General features: G+C 33.8%; 22 protein-coding genes. 20 read left to right on the top strand and 2 right to left on the bottom strand.

Annotated features, from left to right (window positions below):
- Nucleotides 1-79: 79 nt before the first annotated feature.
- The 12 genes from NYE52_RS12985 to NYE52_RS12930 all read left to right on the top strand — a co-directional run bounded on the left by NYE52_RS12985 (nucleotide 80) and on the right by NYE52_RS12930 (nucleotide 12198).
- Nucleotides 80-694 (top strand): HD domain-containing protein, encoded by a 615-nt coding sequence (locus NYE52_RS12985; protein WP_341195185.1) that lies wholly within the window; start codon nucleotides 80-82, stop codon nucleotides 692-694.
- Nucleotides 675-2561, top strand: a complete 1887-nt coding sequence (locus tag NYE52_RS12980) for an ABC-F family ATP-binding cassette domain-containing protein (protein WP_341193450.1) — start codon at nucleotides 675-677, stop codon at nucleotides 2559-2561. The genes NYE52_RS12985 and NYE52_RS12980 overlap by 20 nt, the downstream gene beginning before the upstream one ends.
- A gap of 131 nt (nucleotides 2562-2692) precedes the next feature.
- The gene (locus NYE52_RS12975; protein ID WP_341193449.1) at nucleotides 2693-3814 is read left to right on the top strand and encodes a conserved virulence factor C family protein; all 1122 of its coding nucleotides are present in this window, start codon (nucleotides 2693-2695) and stop codon (nucleotides 3812-3814) included.
- Between the two features lie 98 nt (nucleotides 3815-3912).
- Nucleotides 3913-4347: a BrxA/BrxB family bacilliredoxin gene (locus NYE52_RS12970; RefSeq protein WP_341193448.1), complete on the top strand. Its 435-nt coding sequence runs from the start codon at nucleotides 3913-3915 to the stop codon at nucleotides 4345-4347.
- A gap of 137 nt (nucleotides 4348-4484) precedes the next feature.
- Nucleotides 4485-5261: a class I SAM-dependent methyltransferase gene (locus NYE52_RS12965; protein ID WP_341193447.1), complete on the top strand. Its 777-nt coding sequence runs from the start codon at nucleotides 4485-4487 to the stop codon at nucleotides 5259-5261.
- A 130-nt stretch (nucleotides 5262-5391) separates the two neighbouring features.
- On the top strand, nucleotides 5392-5988 hold the full coding sequence (locus NYE52_RS12960; protein WP_341193446.1) for a YpjP family protein: 597 nt from the start codon (nucleotides 5392-5394) through the stop codon (nucleotides 5986-5988).
- A 114-nt stretch (nucleotides 5989-6102) separates the two neighbouring features.
- A complete protein-coding gene (locus NYE52_RS12955) occupies nucleotides 6103-6684 on the top strand; it encodes a TerD family protein (RefSeq protein ID WP_341193445.1) in 582 nt (193 codons plus the stop codon).
- A gap of 28 nt (nucleotides 6685-6712) precedes the next feature.
- Entirely contained in the window at nucleotides 6713-7495 is a 783-nt protein-coding gene (locus NYE52_RS12950) for a TerC family protein (protein WP_341193444.1), read from the top strand.
- A 287-nt stretch (nucleotides 7496-7782) separates the two neighbouring features.
- Nucleotides 7783-8982 carry an HpcH/HpaI aldolase/citrate lyase family protein gene (locus NYE52_RS12945; RefSeq protein ID WP_341193443.1) on the top strand — a complete coding sequence of 400 codons (1200 nt, stop codon included), beginning with the start codon at nucleotides 7783-7785 and terminating at the stop codon, nucleotides 8980-8982.
- Entirely contained in the window at nucleotides 8921-10279 is a 1359-nt protein-coding gene (locus NYE52_RS12940; protein WP_341193442.1) for a phosphoribosyltransferase family protein, read from the top strand. Before NYE52_RS12945 ends, NYE52_RS12940 begins: the two co-directional genes overlap by 62 nt.
- Nucleotides 10280-10282: 3 nt before the next feature.
- Nucleotides 10283-11401: a cysteine protease StiP family protein gene (locus tag NYE52_RS12935; protein WP_341193441.1), complete on the top strand. Its 1119-nt coding sequence runs from the start codon at nucleotides 10283-10285 to the stop codon at nucleotides 11399-11401.
- The gene (locus tag NYE52_RS12930; protein ID WP_341193440.1) at nucleotides 11398-12198 is read left to right on the top strand and encodes an HAD family hydrolase; all 801 of its coding nucleotides are present in this window, start codon (nucleotides 11398-11400) and stop codon (nucleotides 12196-12198) included. The genes NYE52_RS12935 and NYE52_RS12930 overlap by 4 nt, the downstream gene beginning before the upstream one ends.
- 127 nt (nucleotides 12199-12325) lie before the next feature.
- On the opposite strand, the gene NYE52_RS12925 is transcribed toward NYE52_RS12930, so the two are convergent.
- Nucleotides 12326-12583, bottom strand: coding sequence for a hypothetical protein (locus NYE52_RS12925; protein WP_341193439.1), 258 nt, complete (start codon nucleotides 12581-12583; stop codon nucleotides 12326-12328).
- Between the two features lie 234 nt (nucleotides 12584-12817).
- Between NYE52_RS12925 and NYE52_RS12920 the strand changes: the two genes are divergently transcribed.
- The 7 genes from NYE52_RS12920 to NYE52_RS12890 all read left to right on the top strand — a co-directional run bounded on the left by NYE52_RS12920 (nucleotide 12818) and on the right by NYE52_RS12890 (nucleotide 19390).
- Complete coding sequence (locus NYE52_RS12920) at nucleotides 12818-14461, top strand: YceG family protein (protein WP_341193438.1); 1644 nt, start codon at nucleotides 12818-12820, stop codon at nucleotides 14459-14461.
- 9 nt (nucleotides 14462-14470) lie between these two features.
- Entirely contained in the window at nucleotides 14471-15568 is a 1098-nt protein-coding gene (locus NYE52_RS12915) for a toxic anion resistance protein (RefSeq protein WP_341195184.1), read from the top strand.
- 284 nt (nucleotides 15569-15852) lie between these two features.
- Nucleotides 15853-16461: a TerD family protein gene (locus NYE52_RS12910; RefSeq protein ID WP_341193437.1), complete on the top strand. Its 609-nt coding sequence runs from the start codon at nucleotides 15853-15855 to the stop codon at nucleotides 16459-16461.
- 47 nt (nucleotides 16462-16508) lie between these two features.
- Nucleotides 16509-17087 carry a TerD family protein gene (locus tag NYE52_RS12905; protein WP_341193436.1) on the top strand — a complete coding sequence of 193 codons (579 nt, stop codon included), beginning with the start codon at nucleotides 16509-16511 and terminating at the stop codon, nucleotides 17085-17087.
- A 270-nt stretch (nucleotides 17088-17357) separates the two neighbouring features.
- Complete coding sequence (locus NYE52_RS12900) at nucleotides 17358-18065, top strand: anthrax toxin lethal factor-related metalloendopeptidase (protein ID WP_341193435.1); 708 nt, start codon at nucleotides 17358-17360, stop codon at nucleotides 18063-18065.
- 42 nt (nucleotides 18066-18107) lie between these two features.
- Nucleotides 18108-18902: a thymidylate synthase gene (locus NYE52_RS12895; protein WP_341193434.1), complete on the top strand. Its 795-nt coding sequence runs from the start codon at nucleotides 18108-18110 to the stop codon at nucleotides 18900-18902.
- Complete coding sequence (locus NYE52_RS12890; protein ID WP_341193433.1) at nucleotides 18899-19390, top strand: dihydrofolate reductase; 492 nt, start codon at nucleotides 18899-18901, stop codon at nucleotides 19388-19390. Before NYE52_RS12895 ends, NYE52_RS12890 begins: the two co-directional genes overlap by 4 nt.
- A 65-nt stretch (nucleotides 19391-19455) precedes the next feature.
- Here the strand turns inward: NYE52_RS12890 and trhA are convergent, their stop codons facing one another.
- Entirely contained in the window at nucleotides 19456-20094 is a 639-nt protein-coding gene (gene trhA / locus NYE52_RS12885) for a PAQR family membrane homeostasis protein TrhA (RefSeq protein ID WP_341193432.1), read from the bottom strand.
- 199 nt (nucleotides 20095-20293) lie between these two features.
- Here trhA and ilvA point away from each other — a divergent pair, with 199 nt between their 5' ends.
- Nucleotides 20294-21559 (top strand): threonine ammonia-lyase IlvA, encoded by a 1266-nt coding sequence (gene ilvA, locus NYE52_RS12880; RefSeq protein WP_341193431.1) that lies wholly within the window; start codon nucleotides 20294-20296, stop codon nucleotides 21557-21559.
- Nucleotides 21560-21627 lie beyond the last annotated feature (68 nt).

Raw genomic sequence — 21627 nt, 5'->3', positions numbered from 1 at the left:
AATATGTTCATATTAGTAAAGCTGGATGTGAGAATAATTGAATGTGATTACCAAAGTAGAAGATTTGGTGAAAAAAGAGATGGAAAAAGATGCGAGTGGGCATGATTGGTATCATGTGAATAGAGTTCGGAAAATGGCTTTGTTTCTTTCAGAGAAAGAGGGAGTTGGCTATTCCAGAACGATAGAGCTTGCGGCATTATTGCATGATATTGCGGATGAAAAATTAAATATATCAAAAGAAATGGGCCAACAGAAGTTAGCTACAATTCTCGATAGTGTTTCAATAGAAAAACAAGAACAAGAACAGATTTTAGCAATCATTTCTTCGGTTGGTTTTAAAGGAGGAAATGGAATTCCCCCTAACAGTCTAGAAGCAAAAATAGTCCAAGATGCAGATCGATTAGATGCAATTGGTGCACTAGGTATTGCAAGAACATTTGCATATGGAGGAAGTGCTGGAACCCCTATTTATGATCCATCCTTACAAATAAGAGACAAGATGACAGAAGAAGAATATCGAAATAATAACTCTTCCTCTATTCACCATTTCTATGAGAAACTATTGAAAATAAAAAACCTTTTACATACTGACAGTGCCAAGGAAATTGCAGAAGCAAGGCATCAATTTATGGAGAGTTTTCTACAAGAATTTTATAAAGAATGGAATGTACAAGATGAAAAGTATTTTAATTGAAAATGTAACAAAAACATATGGAGAGAAAAAACTATTTGAAAATATATCCTTTTCTATAAGTGAAAAGGAACGCGTTGGATTAATCGGAATTAATGGTACAGGAAAATCATCTTTATTAAAAATTGTTGCTGGAATTGATATTGCAGACGAAGGCAGCATTAATGCACCAAAAGATTATCAGATTGCCTATTCTGCACAAAGTCCTGAATTAGACCCTGAGCTTACTGTATTGAATCAAGTGTATGCAGGAGATGCACCAGTATTAACGCTAATTAAAGAATATGAAGCAATGTTAATCCAAATCAACAATGATTCAGAAAACAAAAAGCTTCATGAAAAGCTTTTTGAACTACAAAAAAGAATGGATGCTTTAAATGGCTGGGAAGTTCATACAAATGCAAAGACTGTTTTAATGAAGTTGGGAATTGAGCATTTTTATAAGAAAATTGGCGAATTGTCGGGGGGACAAAAGAAACGAGTGGCATTAGCACAAGTTCTCATTCAAGAGCCGGATTTACTTATATTAGATGAACCAACAAACCACCTTGATTTTGAGGCTGTAAAATGGTTGGAGGATTATTTAAGTAGATACACTGGTGCGCTATTATTAGTAACCCATGATCGTTATTTCTTAGATCGTGTAACGAACAGAATGTTTGAACTTGATGGGGGAAATCTTTATAGCTATAAAGGAAACTATGGAGATTTCTTGCAGGCTAAAGCCGTTCGAGAAGAAAATGAAGTAGCAACGATTGAAAAGCAGCAGAATCTATTTCGCAGAGAATTAGAGTGGATTAGAAGAGGTGCAAAGGCACGTTCCACAAAACAAAAAGCAAGAATTCAACGCTTTGATGTTTTAGACGATAAATTAGCGAATGTAAAGTCAAAAGACAAACTAGATATATCGTTAAAAGGGAGCAGATTAGGAAAACAAGTCTTTGAATTGGTTGATGCGAGCAAGCATTTCAAAGATAAAATTATTTTAAATGAATTTAATTTACTTGTAAAACCTGGAGATAGAATTGGGGTAATTGGTAAAAATGGAACAGGAAAATCAACCTTCTTAAATGTACTTGCCGGGAAGCAGTCACTTGATTCTGGTGAAAGAATTGTTGGTCAGACCGTAAAAGTTGCCTACTATACACAAGAAAACGAAGATATGGATATTTCCAAAAGAATGATTGAATTTTTAAAAGAAACAGCAGAAGTAATCGAGGCATCTGATGGAAAGGTCATTACGGCTGCACAAATGCTGGAAAGATTCTTATTCCCACTTCATACTCATGGAACGATAATTGGAAAGCTTTCTGGAGGAGAAAGAAGAAGACTTTATCTACTCAAGATTCTAATGGGAGAACCAAACGTGCTTTTATTGGATGAGCCAACCAATGATTTGGACACACAAACATTAATGGTTCTAGAAGACTACTTAGAAGACTTTAATGGAGTTGTAATTACCGTATCTCATGATCGCTATTTTTTAGATAAAGTAGCTGAACAACTATTGATTTTAAAGGGAAATGGAGTAGTTGACACTTATTATGGCAATTATAGTGAATATTTAGAGGTTGAACGAAAAGAAGAGCAAGAAACAAAAGAGAAAATGGAAGCATTTGTTACAAAAAAAGAATCAAAAGAGAAGAAGATAAAGCTTAGCTACAATGAACAAAGAGAATGGGCAACAATCGACCAGGACATTGAAAATGTAGAAGAAAGACTTGGAAGCATTGAAACAGAATTAGTAGAGTCGGGTAGTGATTTTGAAAAAGCAGCTAAATTAATGAAAGAACAAGAAGAATTAAATGAGAAACTAGAATACCTCATTGAGCGATGGAGCTACTTATCGGAGATAGCAGATCAGTCATAATTGATATGGATATATACACTGAAAACAACTTGCGATAAATAGCTAAAGAATGATTTGTTTGAAAGCTGTTTGTTTTTAGAAAAGGAATAAAGCATGATAATATAAAAGTTGTAAGAAGAGGGGGATAGAATATGAGAATTATTTCGATTGAACCAACACCAAGTCCAAATACAATGAAAATTAATTTAGACCAAGAGTTGCCAATGGGAAAGAGCAATAACTATAAGGAAGATAATTTGTCAGAAGCGCCGGAATTAATTCAAAATATCCTTTCCATTGAAGGAATTAAAGGGGTTTATCATGTAGCCGATTTTTTAGCAGTGGAAAGAAATGCACGCTTTGATTGGAAGGAATTACTTTCAAAAGTACGCAATGTCTTTGGTGAAAACGAAGAAACACAGGATTCTCAAGAAATTAATGAGCATTATGGTGAAATTAAAGTCCAAGTTCAAATGTATAAAAGTATACCAATGCAAATTAAATTATCGGATGGGAACGAAGAAAGAAGATTTGGATTACCTGAATCATTTATTCAAGCTGTTTCAGCAGTTCGTACTCCTGAAGACAATGTGGTGATGACAAGAAAATGGAAAGATTATGGCGTACGATATGGCGAATTTGATGAAATTGGTAATGTTATGATTGAAGAACTCGTTGCTGCGTATCCACAAGAACGAATCGATGTAATTATTCACCATGCTAAAAATCCTCAAACGGAAGCAAGCGGAAAAGCTGTACGAGTGAAAAGTAAACTAACTTTTGCTGATTTAGAGCATCCTGATTGGAAAGTACGATACCAAAAACTAGAGCAGAGCGAAGATCCTACAGTAGAAGATATTCCAGCTTTAACGAAAGCACTTGATGATGAAAAGCCATCTATTCGCAGACTTGCAACTGTTTATCTTGGAATGATAGAAGATACTGCTGTTCTACCTTCCTTGTATAAAGCGTTGAAGGATAAAACAGTAACAGTAAGACGTACAGCAGGAGACTGCCTATCAGATTTAGGATTTCCAGAAGCAATGGAAGAAATGATGGAAGCATTAGAGGATAAAAGTAAGATTGTTCGATGGAGAGCAGCAATGTTTTTATATGAAGTGGGAGATGAAAGAGCACTTAAAGCATTGAAGGCACATGAAGATGATCCAGAATTTGAAGTAAGCCTTCAAATAAAGTTGGCAATTGAACGGATAGAATTAGGAGAAGAAGCTAAGGGATCAGTATGGAAACAGATGACCGAAGCGAGAAAATAACTTATTTCATATATTAAGTTTTCCTAAAAGGATTGCAGGAAAAACATTTCTAATGTATATTTATGAAATAAAAAAACGGATATTTGGAGGGATCTATTATGTCAATGGCATATGATGAATACATGAAGCAAGTGGTAAAACCAATGAGAGCTGAATTAACGCAAGCAGGCTTTGCTGAATTACTAACGGAAGAAGCGGTTGAACAATTTATTGAAACAAATAAAGGCACTTCCTTAGTGGTTGTTAATTCCGTTTGCGGTTGTGCAGCAGGATTAGCAAGACCAGCTGCTACACAAGCGGTGCTTGCATCTGAAAAAAAACCAGACCAATTAGTAACAGTATTCGCAGGTCAAGATAAAGAAGCAACAGCAAAAATGCGCGAATTCTTTGGCGATATAGAGCCATCGTCTCCATCAATGGCACTAATTAAAGACAATAAAGTTGTTCACTTTATTCCTCGTTACGATATTGAAGGAAATTCTATGGAAGCAATTATGGAAAATCTAGTATCTGCTTTTGAACAATATTGCTAAATAAAGAATGTTTCATGGGAAAAGAGGAATTACCTTTTCTCTCATGAACTTTCTTTTTTTTGGGTTGTTTTTGATATTGTATCTTCTTAAAGAATTCCAATTAGTATTTTAGGATTTAAAAATGAGGAGTTAAAAAAATGATTGTAACTACCGCGGGTAGAACAAACAATGAAATGCAATTTCTCGCAAAAAGAATTGCAGAAGAGTTTCATTGTAAATTTATAGAACGACAAAAAGAATCAATTGAATCTTTAAAAATTCAGTATGAAACAGATATTCTTATTATTGGAAAAAATCGATATGAATTTTATTCAATAGATACAACCCAACCATTCTTTTTTCATCCGAATTCTGCTGCTTTCCGTATAAAAAGACTCATTAAACAGGAACATGATCCATTTATCGAAGCGACCAATTTAGAAGAGGGCAAGAGCTTTTTAGATTGTACTTTAGGTCTTTCATCTGATAGTATCGTTGCGAGTTATGTTGTAGGGAATGCTGGATACGTTGAGGGATTGGAAGTAAATAATGTCATTGCTTATTTGGTTAAAATTGGTTTAAAAGAATGGGAGACAGGCCATTCTGACATTGATGAAGCGATGCGTAGAATTACAGTCAAGCATACAAATGCACTAGATGATCTTATTCACAAAGAAGATAATAGTATAGATTGTATTTATTTCGACCCAATGTTTGAAGAGAACGTTTTATCAAATGGAATACATCCATTAAAAAGATTAGCACATTATGAGGATTTGACAGACGAAATAATTAATCATGCAAAGCGGGTTGCAAAAGATAGAGTTGTATTGAAAGATCATTTTAGAAGTACTAGATTTGAGCGATTCCAATTTGAACAGGTAAAACGTAAAACTGCAAAATTTCATTATGGGATATGGCTAAAAAAAGAATAATGAAAAAATAACCAATCTATTTAGGATTATACTAGAAGAATGGATAGGAAATAATATATACTTAATCTATCAATATCTTTTTATTACATTTTTTTGTCATCAGGATGAACGGAAAGTGAGGTGTAATAAAATGCCTAATTGGATTCGTAAAAGCCTCGTTGTATTTGTTTCTATTTTAACTTTTGGTCTTGTTTCTCCATCGCCATCAACCTTTTTAAATAATAACAGCGATAATGACAAAAAACCAATTGATGAAAGAGAAATGCCTTATGCTAGAGAAAGTATAGAAGAAGCTATACTGACGGATAGTAAAGAGGAAATCTTCTCGAGAGAAGATTTTATTAGTAAAATCATTAAGAAAGCAGAAGAGCAGAGTTATTTGAAATTTGGAACGAAAATTAAACCAGTCATTGAAGATGAATTTCGTCTAGTCGTTCTTCCGAATATGGAAAAAGCGATTAGTGAAGTGACTAGTATTTTTCCTGAAGAGGAGTTAAGTTATTTGACTGTGACCGAGCTTCCTGCATCAGGAACTAGTGAAAGAATATTTCATATAACAAGGCAAAACGAGGACATCATCCGCTTTCATGTAAGAAGGGACCGTCCCCCACAGGAAGGATACTATTTTAACTTCCATTATCATACGTATCATGATCAATTCCAAACTCATTATACACTAGGAGAAATTTATTGGGATAAAAATACTCCGCCGAAGTGGATGAGCTAAAAGAATAGCCTGACTTCTAACAGGAGACATGCATCAAAATGTTAAGTAGTTGAAACTTTTTCTTTTCTGATTACGTATAGAAATTATAATGAAAAAATTTGGAGGTAGTAAATCATGGCAATTAGTTTATCTAAAGGACAAAAAGTAGATTTAACAAAAGGAAATCCTGGTTTATCAAAAGTAATTATTGGTTTAGGCTGGGATGTAAATAAGTATGATGGTGGAAAAGATTTTGATTTAGATGCATCTGTATTCTTACTTGGAGAAAATGGAAAAGTAACAAATGATGCTGATTTCGTATTCTACAATAATCCATCGGGTGGAAATGGTTCTATTGTCCATTCTGGAGATAATCGCACAGGAGCAGGCGATGGAGATGATGAACAAATCATCGTTGAATTAAAAGAAATTCCTGCTAACATTCAGCGTGTTGCCTTTACCATTACCATTCATGATGGAGAAGGAAGAAATCAAAATTTCGGACAAGTTTCTAATTCTTATGTCCGCATTTTAAATGAAGAAACAAATGAAGAGTTAATTCGTTACGATTTAGGAGAGGATTTCTCCATTGAAACAGCTTTAGTGGTAGGAGAATTATATCGTCATAATAATGAATGGAAATTTAGTGCTATTGGCAGTGGGTACCAAGGTGGTTTAGCTGCATTAGCAACTGACTTTGGCCTGCAAGTTGGCTAATTATATATTTTAGGGGGAAGCTTTTTTCATGGGAATATTTGAGACGATTATTGATACATATGCCCAGTTTTTTAATTGGGAAATGTGGGGAGAAGTATTAACTGATCCTGTAAGTTGGGGTTATATTGGAACACTAGTAATATTAGAAGGCTTATTATCTGCGGATAATGCATTGGTGCTTGCTGTAATGGTTAAGCATCTACCACCAGAGCAAAGAAGAAAAGCGTTGTTCTATGGGCTATTAGGTGCATATATATTCCGCTTTATAGCTATCGGTATCGGTGTTTATTTAATCGAATTCTCATGGGTGAAAGTACTTGGAGCGGCATATTTAGCATATCTAGCTATTAAGTATTTCATGGATAGAAGAAAAGCAGCAAATCAAACAGAAGTGGAAGAGGAAGAGAATAAAGGTATTAATAAAAATGGAATTCTGATCCGTACATTTGGTCTGTTTTGGGGAACAGTAATTTCTGTTGAATTAATGGATATTGCCTTTTCTGTAGACAGTGTTTTAGCAGCATTCGGTGTAAGCAATCAAGTATGGGTATTATTACTTGGTGGTATACTCGGCGTCCTTATGATGCGTGGTGTTGCAGGTGTTTTCCTTAAGTTAATTGATAGAATTCCAGAGCTAGAAGCGACTGCATATATCCTAATCTTAATTATTGCTGTTAAGATGCTACTAGGTGTTTTCGATATTCATATCGAACATGTGTATTTCTTTGGATTATTAGTCATAGCGTTTGGAGCAACCTTTATTGTACACTTGAGAAATAAGAAGAAAGCTGAGCAACAGGGCGAAGCTTAATCTTTTGAGGATATTTCTAGTAGCTTTACAATAGACAATGCTAGAGATATCCTTTTTTTCCTTTAATAAGTTATATTTACTCCTCTCCGTCCATTACTTATCCACAATAACCTTCACATTCTTACAATAGACATGATAAATCTCCGTAAAAAAATGTCATTGTAAATATTTTCAAAAAAAGTTTTATTGTATGATAGAATAAATTATATTACTATAAATATTATATATTTATAATTTTCAGAATAGTATTTAAATGGTTGTTAATATTATTGAATGGAGCAAAGAAAATGAAATTATTTTCTGACTTAAATGAAAAACAAAAGGAACGTCTTTTCTTTAAATTACCAGAAGAGGTGTTTAGTACTTCGGAAAAGGAAGTATTATCCTATGCACTTGCTTCAACTTTATATATGCCTGCAACAAGGCCGAATATTTTTCAGGATTTATTAACAAAAAAACACTCCGCTTTAACATCTATGGTAATTTGTTTAGAGGACTCTATCGGCGATCATGAGGTGGATATAGCAGAACGTAAATTAGTTGAGGAGTTAACAAACATTTATCAAGCCTTAGAGGATAGTGTGCTAATTAAAAGTGAATTACCGTTGATTTTTATTAGAATCCGCTCAGTCGCTCAGTTTTTAAACCTTATGGATTTACTAGGGGAAAAAAAGGATTTATTAACCGGTATCGTCATACCGAAATTTGAAGCTGTAGAGGGAGAGGTTATTTTAAAGGAACTAGCAAAATATAATGTGCTTGGTTATTCGTTATATGCGATGCCAATTTTAGAAACAAAAAAAATAATTGAAAAAGAAACTAGAATGGATGAACTCCTTTCTATTAAGAAAGTGTTAGATAATTATAAGCATCTTATTTTGAATGTCCGAATTGGTGCAACCGATTTTTGTGGATTATATGGCATTCGTAGAAACGCAGAAACGACTGTATATGATGTTGCTATTATTCGAGATTGTATATCAGATATTGTAAACGTATTTACACGAGTTGATAGTGCCTATGTTGTTTCTGGTCCTGTTTGGGAATACTTTACAACGAAAGAAAGAGTTCTAATTCCACAATTAAGAGAGACACCTTTCCGCAAACGATATGGGAAAGCTGGAATGAATATGAGAACACAGTTAATCGATAAACATATGGATGGGTTAATAAGAGAAGTGATGATGGATATTACGAATGGCTTAACAGGAAAGACAATTATTCATCCAACACATATCAAACCAGTACAAGCATTAAATGTGGTTTCCTATGAGGAGTATTTAGATGCTTGTAATATTATTGAAAGTAATAATGGAGAGATTGGTGTAGTAAAAAGTAGTTTTTCAAATAAAATGAACGAAATTAAGCCACATCTGTATTGGGCGCAGAAAATTATTTTAAAATCAAAGGTTTACGGGGTGTTTCATGAAGGATTTACATACATTGACTTACTTAAACAAGAAAATTTCATTACCAATCATTCATAATTTACAGATGGACATTGTCGTCGAAGAAAATCCATTTAATCTTCCGCTAGAAGATTTCTTTAGAATGGCTGCACGAATCAATAAGAAGCGGGCTTTTTTATTTGTTAGTAAGCTATTAGGAAAACATTTGCCGATTGCACCAAAAAAAGGTCTACTCACTGGATTTATGCTGGCAACACGATATGAAGAAATTATTACAGGCACAATATCCCCACAAAGAGAGGATTTAATGGCTGTTTATCGTGATTTAGATTTACCTTTTTTTGATAAGCCGTTTATTTCTAATGAACAAGCAAATCCTATTATTATTGGTTTTGCAGAAACTGCAACGGCATTAGGTCATTCTTTTTTTCGAGCATTTGAACAGGCTGTTTTTTTTCACACGACTAGAGAAAATGTAAATGAGCTAGTTCCAATCATTACATTTGAAGAAGAGCATTCTCATGCAACTTCTCATCGCTGTTATGTAGAGGAGGACATTCTCGATAATTCTCGAGAAATTATTCTGGTCGATGATGAACTAACAACAGGGAAAACAGCCATAAATATTATCCGGGATATTCATAAGAAATATCCAAGAGACAAATATACAGTTGTATCCATTCTAGATTGGCGCTCAGAAAAATGGCAGCTAGAGATGGAATCCCTAGAACAAGAATTACAAATAACGATTCAAGTCGTCTCTTTACTTAAAGGAAGCTTTGAACTTATCGGTGTTCCAATTAATCTAGTTTCACAAACAGAGATTGCTGAAGCAGATGGGATGAAACCGCTACTTGAATATATAAGTCTTGAAAATTATGTGAAAAATAGAATTGTCCCCATAATTTCCAGTAGTTTAGCAGGCAGTCGAAATGAATATGGGTATTTAAAGGATACAGGTAGGTTTGGCATCCGTATAGATGAGGTGACAGACGATTGGATCAGACAAGCAGCAGATGAGCTGAAGAAAAAGCGTGTTGGAACTACTCTTTGTATTGGTACGGGGGAATTTATGTATATTCCAATGAAGCTAGCAAGCTATATGGGAGAAAATATATATTATCAATCAACGACTAGAAGCCCAATTTATCCAAATGATGAAGAGCATTATGGGGCTAAAAACGCATTCTGTTTTTCAAATCCAGAAGATTTGGATATTGCCCATTACCTATACAATATTAAAGCTAATCAATACGATGATATCTTTTTATTTTTTGAGAGAAAAGTAAGTGGGGAAAGATTAACGGAGTTGCTGGCTGAATTGACAGCTGTTCAAGTGAAAAAAATAAATATTGTATACTGTAGCGGGAGGTAAAGGATGAAAGCAAACGTAAATCAACTAGTTAAGTTCGGCTCCTATGATAAGGAAGATGTTATATTTCTATTAAAAGACTTAAGTGACGTTACACTAGAGGGTTCAACCGAAGAACGAGAAAAAAAGATTCAAGGTGGAGAGCATTATAGTGAAACGCTGCCAATCGAATATAATCCACCAGAACATTATTTGCAACTTTTTTGGGAGACGCTCGATGCTTATAAAGACAAAGTAGCCCTTTGTACAGCAATTGTTGCCGAACAAATTTATCGGAAACATGGTAAACAAACGGTATTGGTTTCCTTAGCAAGAGCAGGGACTCCTATTGGAATCTTAATTAAACGTTATTTGAAATGGAAATATGACGTTTCTTTACCACACTACAGTATATCTATCATAAGAGATAGAGGCATCGATGAAAATGCGATTCATTATATGCTGCAAACACATAAGGGATTCGCTCTTCAATTTATTGATGGATGGACAGGAAAAGGTGCAATTTCAATTGAATTAACGAAAAACTGTGAGGAATTTTACCAAAAATATCATATTCGATTAGATGATACATTAGCAGTGCTTGCTGATCCAGGATACTGTACAACACTTTATGGAACGAGAGAAGATTTTTTAATCCCAAGTGCTTGTTTAAATTCAACTGTCTCAGGACTTGTAAGTCGTACGGTGTTAAATGAAAAATATATAAGCAAAGATGATTTTCATGGGGCGAAGTACTATAAGGAATTAGAGCCTTATGATGTATCGAATAACTATTTAGACGAGATTACAATAGAATTCCAAAAAGTAAATCCTGTCCAAATAGAGGAGAATATTCATGCAAATGAGCAAGATCAAACAGTTGATTTTAAAGGGATGAAAGAAGTTCTGACCATTAAGGAAGAATTCCACATTGATAGTACGCATTATGTAAAACCAGGTGTTGGTGAAACGACAAGAGTATTATTAAGAAGAGTGCCATGGAAGGTTTTAATGAAGGATCCAGACAGTCCTTATGTGCAACATATTGTTTTGCTAGCAAAAGAAAGAGGCGTAGAAGTAATTCCATATCCAAATATGAGCTATACATGTTGTGGATTAATTAAGAAGGTAGTGCAAAAAGGATGAATCTATTTGCGTCAGATTTAGACAGAACATTAATTTATTCAAAACGTGCTTTACATGAGATGGAAACCCCTTGGAACCAATCGATGGTCGGTGTGGAAGCAAAAAATGGGGAACATGTTTCTTTTATGACAAAGGATAGTTATTATTTATTGAAGGAAATTGCTACTAAGCATTTATTCGTTCCGGTTACAACCAGAACCTATGAACAATATAAGCGGATTTTTATTTTTGAAAAAGAAATGCCAATGACATACTGTGTTACAAGTAATGGGGCAAAAATCCATTATAAAGGAACGCTTGTAAAGGATTGGGCAGAAATCATTCATACTAAATTAAAAGAAGATTGTATGGAAAAAGACGAATTATTAGAAAAGCTAAAGAGTTATTCTCTGCATGGTGAGTTGAAAATTGCCGATAATCTTTTCTTTTATTATGTATTAAAAACAACTATAGACGAAGATTTCAAAAGTGAACTAATCAAGATTGCATTAGAAAATGGCTGGAATGTATCGTTACAAGGACGTAAACTTTATTTTATGCCAAGGCCCATCTGTAAGGGAGAGGCGATTAAGTACATAATGGAAAGAGAAGGAGTGGAGAAATCAATTGGTGCGGGTGATTCTTTATTAGATTTTCCGTTTCTAAGTTGTTGTCATATAGGATACATTCCAAGACATGGGGAGTTAACTTTGGAAAATACATTAAATTCAACTCATCATCTAACGATTCAAAAAGGAGCATTCGCTGGAGAAGAAATCGTTAGAAATGTTCATAAACAGTTTAATTTACAAATATGAATAAATTGAAGTATGAGAAAGAGGCGAATGTAAAATACTCGCCTCTAAACTTTATCCTCTATTAATGGGTAGCTAAAATTCCAAAAAAACATCATGATGGTTCACTTTATTACAAGAGTGACCATATCTAAAGCTCATCTTCTGGTGGATCTTTAATCCATTTAAGCAATAAGCAATAAATAGCGACAAAAAATAAATAGCAGCAAATAAACACAATAACCCCAAATAAAACAGATTCGAAAAATATAGCCATAAAAAAACTGATAATTAAAGAAATAAAGATTAAATCAACAAACACATACATATTTGATGATAGAACATTTTGTACATAATTTAAATCTGCTTCAATTTCATGATACGTGTATTTTCGAAAGAATGATCTCATAGTTAGCACCTACTCGCCTAATGTACTGTATTATATGCTCGAGTAAAAGATTAGGTGCTAAAATCACCATTCTAAGATAAAAGAGAAAATTCTATTCCTCTCACTCTTAAAAATGAAACTTTTTTATGAAACTTTCGTAAAGAAATACCAAGTAGAATATTTAGTGTTATCGTAAAGCTATGCTATGATAAAGAGAGATATATATTTTGGGTATAAAATTAGGAAGTGGAGAAAATGAACAAGGACTTTTACACAATCAAAAATGTAATACTTCCTTTGTCTACAGAAAATTGGTTTGATATTCTGTTAAAGCCTCTTAAAGAGCGACCATTGCATGATACGAATAATCGTAATTTTACATTCGGTCAGGCTGTTGTAAAGTTATTTGGAATATCTTTAGATGAGGATGAGTATTATAATCAGCTGTTTAATTGGATATATAAAGATAATACTGGTTTGCACTTATTAACGGATGAAACCCTTGATCGGGCAATTGATAATCAGCACTTTCAATCTATTCAAAAAGTATTTAATCGAATGCAGGAACAGAATTTGTCCATCAATCGATTTGTAGCTTTTCTTGATGGGGAAAATGTCTTGTTGAAATCATCTATTCCTGCCATTCATCGTAAATTAAGAGAAAGTTTCATTAAAGTTATCGAGCATTTTGCAGAAATTGAAGATAACGGCTTAAAAAATAATGATATAAGAAGATTAGTAGTTGATATTGTCAAATGGTCGATCAATCATTTACAGCCTGCTTTGGAAGACAGCCAGTTAAATGAAAACATGCCTAAGTTTTTATGGTATGGAGATGCCAATAAAAGTCAGTCCTATTTTATTTATTATCTCCTTACCTTTGGATGTGATATTGTCATTGTACATCCTGAAGGAGAGGATATTCTCGATAAATTAAAGCTAGATAAGGAACTGTTTTTTCAGCATCAATACCCACAATTTAAAGAGCCTGAAAGTTTTCCTAAAGAAGAAAGAAAAAGAACAGCAACTGTAGCATATAGGGCATCAAGAGAAATTGAGAGCATCCTACACCATGAAGGATCTAATCTTTATAAACCTTGGCAATTTAGAGATTACCTCCCAATTTCCATTACATTAAAAACGACGTATGATGAAATATTTTTACTTGAGAAAGAACTCGCGATGATTCGTCCAAACTTTGAAGTTAGCAATGGTGAAGTGCATATTCCATCTGTTTTTGCTAAAATATTTGGTGTAAGTAAAAATCGAAAAGAATACTGGGATCGAATACACGAGATAGTCAATAAAGAGGAATCGTTATTGATTACAAGTTTTCCATTTACAAAAGCTATTATCAGTGATTATCGCTACCATTATCGTGGGGCACTAGGAGCAGATGGATTGCTTGACCCTGACAAGATATTGAGCGCACATTATTGGAATTATAAACAGATACCAATTGGCTTACAAAGAGGAATAGCTGCTGCTATTTCTAGAGTGTGTGCAAGACCAGCACTTAAGAAACACTCTAATGAAACAGATGAAGATGTAGCAATTTTTCTATTTTCACAATGTTTACTAATACCTGATGATTTCTTGAAAATGCTACAAAAGTTCGATTATGCACAAGCGGTTCCTAGTATCATTCTTTTTAAAACAGAGCAGAATGGTGTGTTTACTAGAGAGGATGCTGCAATGCTTCTATTAATGAATACCATTGGAGTTGATATTATTATCTATAATCCTGCAGGACATGTAGATATGGAGACTTTTACAAAGAAAACATTATTTGATATTCATTGGTTAGAGGATGTTGTGTTTGACATGGAATACAAGGAACCGTCCTTTTTAAAAAGGGGAATTTTTAGCGGATTTTTAAAGAATAGAAAAGGAGAATAAAAGATGAATATGCAATCGTCCAATATAAATAATGCAGACAATCAAGTTGCAGAATTATTAACGGAAGAAAAAGTATCAGAAATCAAATTAGCGCTTAGAAATGAGCCAGAAGTACAGAAATTGGCACAGGCAATCGACGAAAAGGATCAAATTCAAATACTTGAATTTGGAAAAGAACCAGCAACACAAATTTCTAAATTCTCCGATAAAATCCTAAATAATATGAAAACGACAAAGGTGGAAGATTCGGGAGAGTTATTGAAACAGCTAGGTCGCATTATGGATAAATTCGATAAAAAGGATTTTGAAGATACTTCAAAGGGCTTCTTTGGAAAACTGTTTAAGAAAAGTGAAAAAATCATGGAAAAGCTTTTTGGAAAATATCAATCTATGGGACAAGAGATTGACAAAGTCTATGTAGAAATTTCGAAATATCAAAATGAAATGGTTGATTCTACTACTATGCTCGATGAAATGTATGAGCAAAATTATCAATATTATTTAACATTAGAAAAATACGCTGTTGCAGGAGGTATGAAGTCAGAAGAATTAAAGACTCAGCTACTCCCTCAAATTGAAGCAAAAGCGATTGCTGGAGATCAGTTAGCCGGTATGCAACTAGATACGCTTAGAAATGCAATAGAATTGTTAGATCAACGTGTGTATGATCTAGAAATGGCAAAAATGGTTGCCTTACAAACAGCACCACAAATCCGTTTATTACAAAGAGGAAATACAAAATTAATAGGCAAGATTAATTCAGCCTTTGTTACAACGATTCCTATTTTTAAAAATGGTCTTATTCAAGCTGTTGCAGCAAAAAGACAAAAGTTAGTTGCAGATAGTATGAGTGAATTAGATAGAAGAACGAATGAAATGCTTGTTAAAAATGCCCAAAATATCTCCCAACAAAGTGTAGATATTGCAAGACTTGCAGGCAGTCCTAGTATTAAGATTGAAACAATTGAAGAATCGTGGAATATTATCATTAAGGGCATGCAAGAAACGAAATCAATTGAAGAAGAAAATAAGCGCTTAAGAGAAGAAGGAACAAAAAAATTAGAAGAATTACAAAATAACTTTAAGCAAATGAAGCTTCAAGGGTAATTATTTTGTTGGCATTTTCATTAAAAGTTCCAATAAAAAAACGAAGCTTAATATAGGGAGTGGATTCTATTCTATTCAAGACACTTACCTAATGTTTCTGTTTCTAGAGAAGGGGACGAGAATATTATCAGGATTCTCTCCCTAACTAGGAAAAATACAGTTTTTTTAATATCTATTGGCAAATTTCAGCGGAATAATTATTTAAACGAGGATAATATTTAATACAGTCTTTTAACAAAATATTTAAAACAGTATCTAATTAACATACATAGGAGCGGAGAATAATGGCGATAAATTTACAAAAAGGGCAAAGAGTTGATTTAACAAAGGGAAATCCAGGACTAAGTAAAATTTTGATAGGGCTTGGCTGGGATCCAGTTCAGCAAAGCAAAGGTGGCTTACTAGGTTCACTTTTTGGCGGCGGTCAAGGAGCAAATGTTGATTGTGATGCTTCGGTCATTATGGTAAATGAACAAGGGAAAGTTCAAGCAAATAGTGACGTAATCTATTTTGGGAATTTACAAAGCCGTGATGGTAGTGTTAAGCATTCAGGTGATAATTTAACTGGTGATGGCGATGGGGATGATGAACAAATTCATGTTGAATTAAATAAAGTACCTACGCATATTCATAAGTTAGTTTTTGTTGTAAATATATATGATGCAGTGAAACGCAGACAACATTTCGGGATGATACAAAATGCCTTTATTCGGATTGTAAATCCACTAACGAACCAAGCGCTTTTACATTATAATTTGACAGATGATTATGCAGGGAAGACTAGTTTAATCGTTGGAGAATTATATAGACATGGACAAGATTGGAAATTTGCTGCAATCGGTACAGGCACTAACGCAGGAAGCTTAGGTGAGGTAGTTAAATCGTTTTCTTAATTTAGGTAGCACCAATTAATCTATTATTACATAAGGGGGAATAGAAATTGAGTATTAATCTTTCTAAAGGTCAACGAATTGATTTAACCAAAACAAATCCTGGTTTAACTAGAGCTATCATTGGTTTAGGCTGGGATTTTAACCAATACGATGGTGGAACTGGCTTTGATTTAGATGCTTCTGCTTTTATGGCAAATGAAAGCGGCAAGGTTATAAACGATGAGGATTTTATTTTCTATAATAATCTAGTCCATCCAAGTGGAGGAGTCGAGCATACCGGTGACAATCGTACTGGTGAAGGTGATGGGGATGATGAACAAATTATCATTGACTTTGCCAAAATGCCTCCTTACGTACATAAAGTAGGAATTACTGTTACAATCCATGATGCAGAATCAAGAAGACAAAATTTCGGACAAGTTTCTAACGCATTTGTACGCGTAGTCAATGAAGATAATAATATAGAAATATTACGCTTTGATCTAGGGGAAGATTTTTCTGTTGAAACAGCTGTTGTTGTTTGTGAGCTTTATAAGCATAATGGTGAGTGGAAATTTAATGCAGTAGGAAGCGGTTTTTCTGGAGGACTTGCTGCTTTGTGCCGTAATTATGGTTTAGATGTTTAAATAGCAATGCAAAATGTGAAATAAATGTTCTCTTCCTTTCAATGATGACAGATTATCCAAAAAGAATGGTAGTAGAAGAATGACAAGAAAATTCCTCTATGTATCCTTCTTTTGGATTTTTTTGTGGAAATTAATACCCAATAATAACTTGTTTTTGAGATTCCTAACCTATGCTATAATTCTAGATAGAATAGGCTGTCTCACCTTGTTTTTGATTATTATGCAATAATAATAGATTAACAGGGAGAGGTATGTTGGGGAGGAAGTATGATGAGATGGCTCAAACGAATAGCACCATTAAGTATGATAGCAGCAACAAGTATTCTGATGGGAAACTCACAGCTTCCGAATAATCAAATATACTTAAAGAACTTATCTGAACTAACCATTATTAAAGCACATTTAACCGTAGATGCAAAAGAAAATTTAGGGAATATTATTATATTGCCAGAAGGATCTTTTGATCAAGTAGAAGCAGCCGGTATGATAGAAAGATTAAATCATCTGCCTTCTTCGCTTTTAAAAAAGGTGCAATCTAGTGGAATAAAAGTGAAATTATTTACCGGTAAATTAACTGATAATAAAACCGCACAAAAATTTGCTGGAATTATTCCACGAGGATACACCTCTAAAAAGACATGGGATGATGTGCCTGGAATAGGTGGAGGGAAAGTAGTTCTTGTGAAAATAGGTGCTAGTGAAAAGGGGCAAGGGCATAGCTCTATTAATTTAGAATACCATGAATTAGCCCATTCCATTGACTATAAAGTATTAAACAATGCGAGTAAAACAGAAGCATATCGATTAGTTTGGAATGAGGAAAAAGGGAAGTTATTTCCTAATAGACCATATTTTCTTCAATATGCAGAAGAATATTTCGCAGAGACATTTGCAATGTTCTATGTTGGAGGCAAGGAAAAGGAAAAATTATTACAATTAGCTCCGAAAACATATCATTATATCGCTTCTATTAAATAAGTTATGTACTTGAATTGCAATTAAATATAAAGGGTGTTTAAAATGAAACAATATTTAGATCTATGTGAGCATATTTTAACAAATGGTGTAAAGAAAGAAGATCGAACAGGTACTGGAACGATTAGTACGTTTGGATATCAAATGAGGTTTGATCTATCCGAAGGTTTTCCTTTAATTACTACAAAAAAGCTGCATTTGCGCTCTATTATTTATGAGTTACTTTGGTTTTTAAATGGAGATACAAATGTAAAATACTTACAAGATCATAATGTCCGAATTTGGAATGAGTGGACGGACGAGCAAGGAAATCTTGGCCCAGTTTATGGACATCAATGGCGTTCCTGGACGACAAGGGAAGGTAAAACGATTGATCAGATTACAGAATTAATTCATTCAATCAAAACGAATCCAGATTCGAGAAGATTAATTGTTAGCGCATGGAATGTTGGAGATATCGAAAAAATGGCCTTGCCTCCATGTCATTGTCTTTTTCAATTTTATGTAGCAGATGGTAAATTATCCTGTCAGTTGTATCAAAGATCGGCAGATGTATTTCTTGGGGTGCCATTTAATATTGCTTCTTATGCATTATTAACCCATATGATTGCTCAAGTTTGTGATTTAGAGGTAGGGGATTTTGTTCATTCTTTTGGCGATGTTCATATTTATACGAATCATATCGAACAGGTTCAGCTTCAGCTTACTAGAGATCCAAAGCCATTACCACAGCTGAAAATCAATAAGGATGTAAAAGATATTTTCTCCTTCCAATATGAGGATTTTGAAATTGTAAATTATGAAGCACATCCTCATATTAAAGGAGTGGTAAGTGTATGATTTCATTGATTGTTGCAATGGATATAAACGGTGTAATTGGTGTAAACAACCAATTACCTTGGCATTTACCAGAAGATCTAAAGTATTTTAAAGAAATAACGACCGGGCATCCGATTGTGATGGGAAGAAAAACAAGGGACTCAATCGGTAGAAATTTGCCAAATCGTGAAAATGTCGTTATTACGAGAAATCAAGATTATAATTGTGAAGGTTGTACCATTTTTCACTCGGTTGATGAATTTTATAATTGGAGTAATGCAAAGGATGAAGAAATTTTTGTTATTGGTGGTGCCGAGCTTTTTGCAGAAACATTAAGTAATACAGACCGATTATACATTACACGAATCAATCATGAATTTGAAGGAGATACGTTTTTTCCTGCCCTAAATTGGCAGGAATGGAAGCTTGTGAGTGAACAAAAAGGGATAGTAGATGAGAAAAATATATATTCTCATGTATTTTATGTGTATGAAAGAACGGAACTATAAGAAAAAGGAAGGCTAATTTTGCCTTCCTTTTTCTTATAGAAAGATAGGTGGTACCTATTTAATAATCAAACATAGAGATATACACAGAAATACATTATTGCACTGCCCGCTAAAACAAAGATATGCCATATGGCGTGAAAGTATGGAATTTTTTGCATAACATAAAATATACTTCCAACAGTATAAAGAAGGCCGCCTCCAATAAGAAGCATGAAACCGGTCATTCCGATTGCATGAAATAGTGGTACGATTGCCATCACAATTAGCCAGCCCATAATAACATAGAGGATCGTTGATGTTACTATATATTTTTTGACATAGTAACATTTAAAGACAATACCAATAATAGCTAATCCCCACACAAGTCCAAAAAGCGTCCATCCTAATCCGCCACGAATGGCAACTAAAACAAATGGAGTATATGTTCCAGCGATTAAAAGGTAAATGGATGAATGATCTAATATCTCGAAAAAATCCTTTACTTTTTCATGGGTGATACTATGCAATAGAGTGGAGCATAAATACAGGATAATCATCGTTGCACCAAAAATGGAAAAGCTGACGATTCTCCAGGGATTAGCTGTTTCAGCAGCATTTAAAACAAGCATTACTAATGCAGGAATACTTAATAATAAGCCTATGCCATGGGTAATACTATTGGCGATTTCTTCTTTTATTGAAAAATCTTTTATTGAAAAATTCATAAATTAAAGTCACTCCTTATTCCTTCATTGTAATGTATTCTTATCATAAAAACAAACTAATAGCGTATGATTTAAATGGAAATAATTTTACGCATTCAAAATATTTAAAAAAATAGAAAATTTAAAATTTTGTTGGTAGAATGTGAGGAAATCGTGGTATAATGTACAAATTAAAATGGTCAGAAATGAGGGTGTGGAAATGGAACAAAATGTAATGAAAAAATGGGTGCAATTGGAGGATATTATTATTGCATACCAAGGAATTAAAGACATAGTAGCCCATACTCCCTTACAAAAAAATCAACGGTTATCTGAAAAATATGATTGTAATATTTATTTAAAAAGGGAAGATTTACAGCATGTGCGTTCCTTTAAATTAAGGGGTGCCTTTTATTCGATGAAAATGCTAGAAAAAGAAAAAATGAAAAATGGCGTAGTTTGTGCTAGTGCTGGCAACCATGCTCAAGGAGTCGCATACTCCTGTCGTTATTTAAATGTTCATGGAAAAATTTTTATGCCAGCGACTACGCCAAAACAAAAGGTGACACAGGTTAAAATGTTTGGAAAGGAAAATGTGGAAATTATTTTAACTGGTGATACATTTGATGATTCCTATGTAGAAGCAGTTGCTTGTGCAGAAGCAGAGGAAAGAGCATTTATTCATCCATTTAATGATGAGAATGTCATTGCAGGACAGGGTACAATGGCTATAGAGATGATGAATGATATTGATGTCCCAATTGATTATGTTTTTGCAAGCATAGGTGGCGGCGGTTTAATGGCAGGATTAAGTACATATATGAAAAGTGTTTCACCATCTACTAAAATGATTGGTGTAGAACCAGCTGGTGCACCTTCCATGAAGGAAGCTTTAATTAGAAACAAGGTAGTAGCCTTAAATAAGATTGATAAATTTGTAGATGGGGCAGCAGTTAAAAGTGTTGGTCAAAAGAATTTTGAAATCTGTAGAGATTATGTTGATGATATCGTATTAGTACCTGAGGGAAAGGTTTGTACATCTATTCTTTCTTTATACAATGAGCATGCTATCGTTGCAGAGCCAGCTGGAGCTTTACCAGTTGCTGCACTGGATTTATATAAAGAAAAGATAAAAGGAAAAAACATAGTAGTTGTCATAAGTGGTGGAAATAATGATATTGATCGAATGCAGGATATTAAAGAGCGTTCTTTACTATATGAAGGATTATTATATCACTTCATCGTTAATTTCCCTCAAAGAGCAGGTGCGCTTCGAGAATTTTTGGACGATGTTTTAGGACCAGATGACGATATCGTTCGTTTTGAATATGCCAAAAAGAATAATAAAGAAAATGGTCCAGCGCTAGTCGGCTTAGAGCTGAAAAATAGGGATGACTACAAAGGATTAATTGAAAGGATGGATATAAAAGGATTTCCTTATACTGAAGTGAATAGAGATTCTAATTTATTCCATTTGCTTGTTTAACATTTAATGATATCGATTATTGCCTTGCATGGGAGAGATATAAACATGCAAGGCCTATTTTATAGGGG

This window comes from Niallia sp. FSL W8-0635 (assembly GCF_038007965.1).
Taxonomy (GTDB): domain Bacteria; phylum Bacillota; class Bacilli; order Bacillales; family Cytobacillaceae; genus Niallia.
The sequence above is the reverse complement of the archived record's forward strand: the minus strand, read 5'-3'. Positions and strand labels throughout refer to the sequence as shown.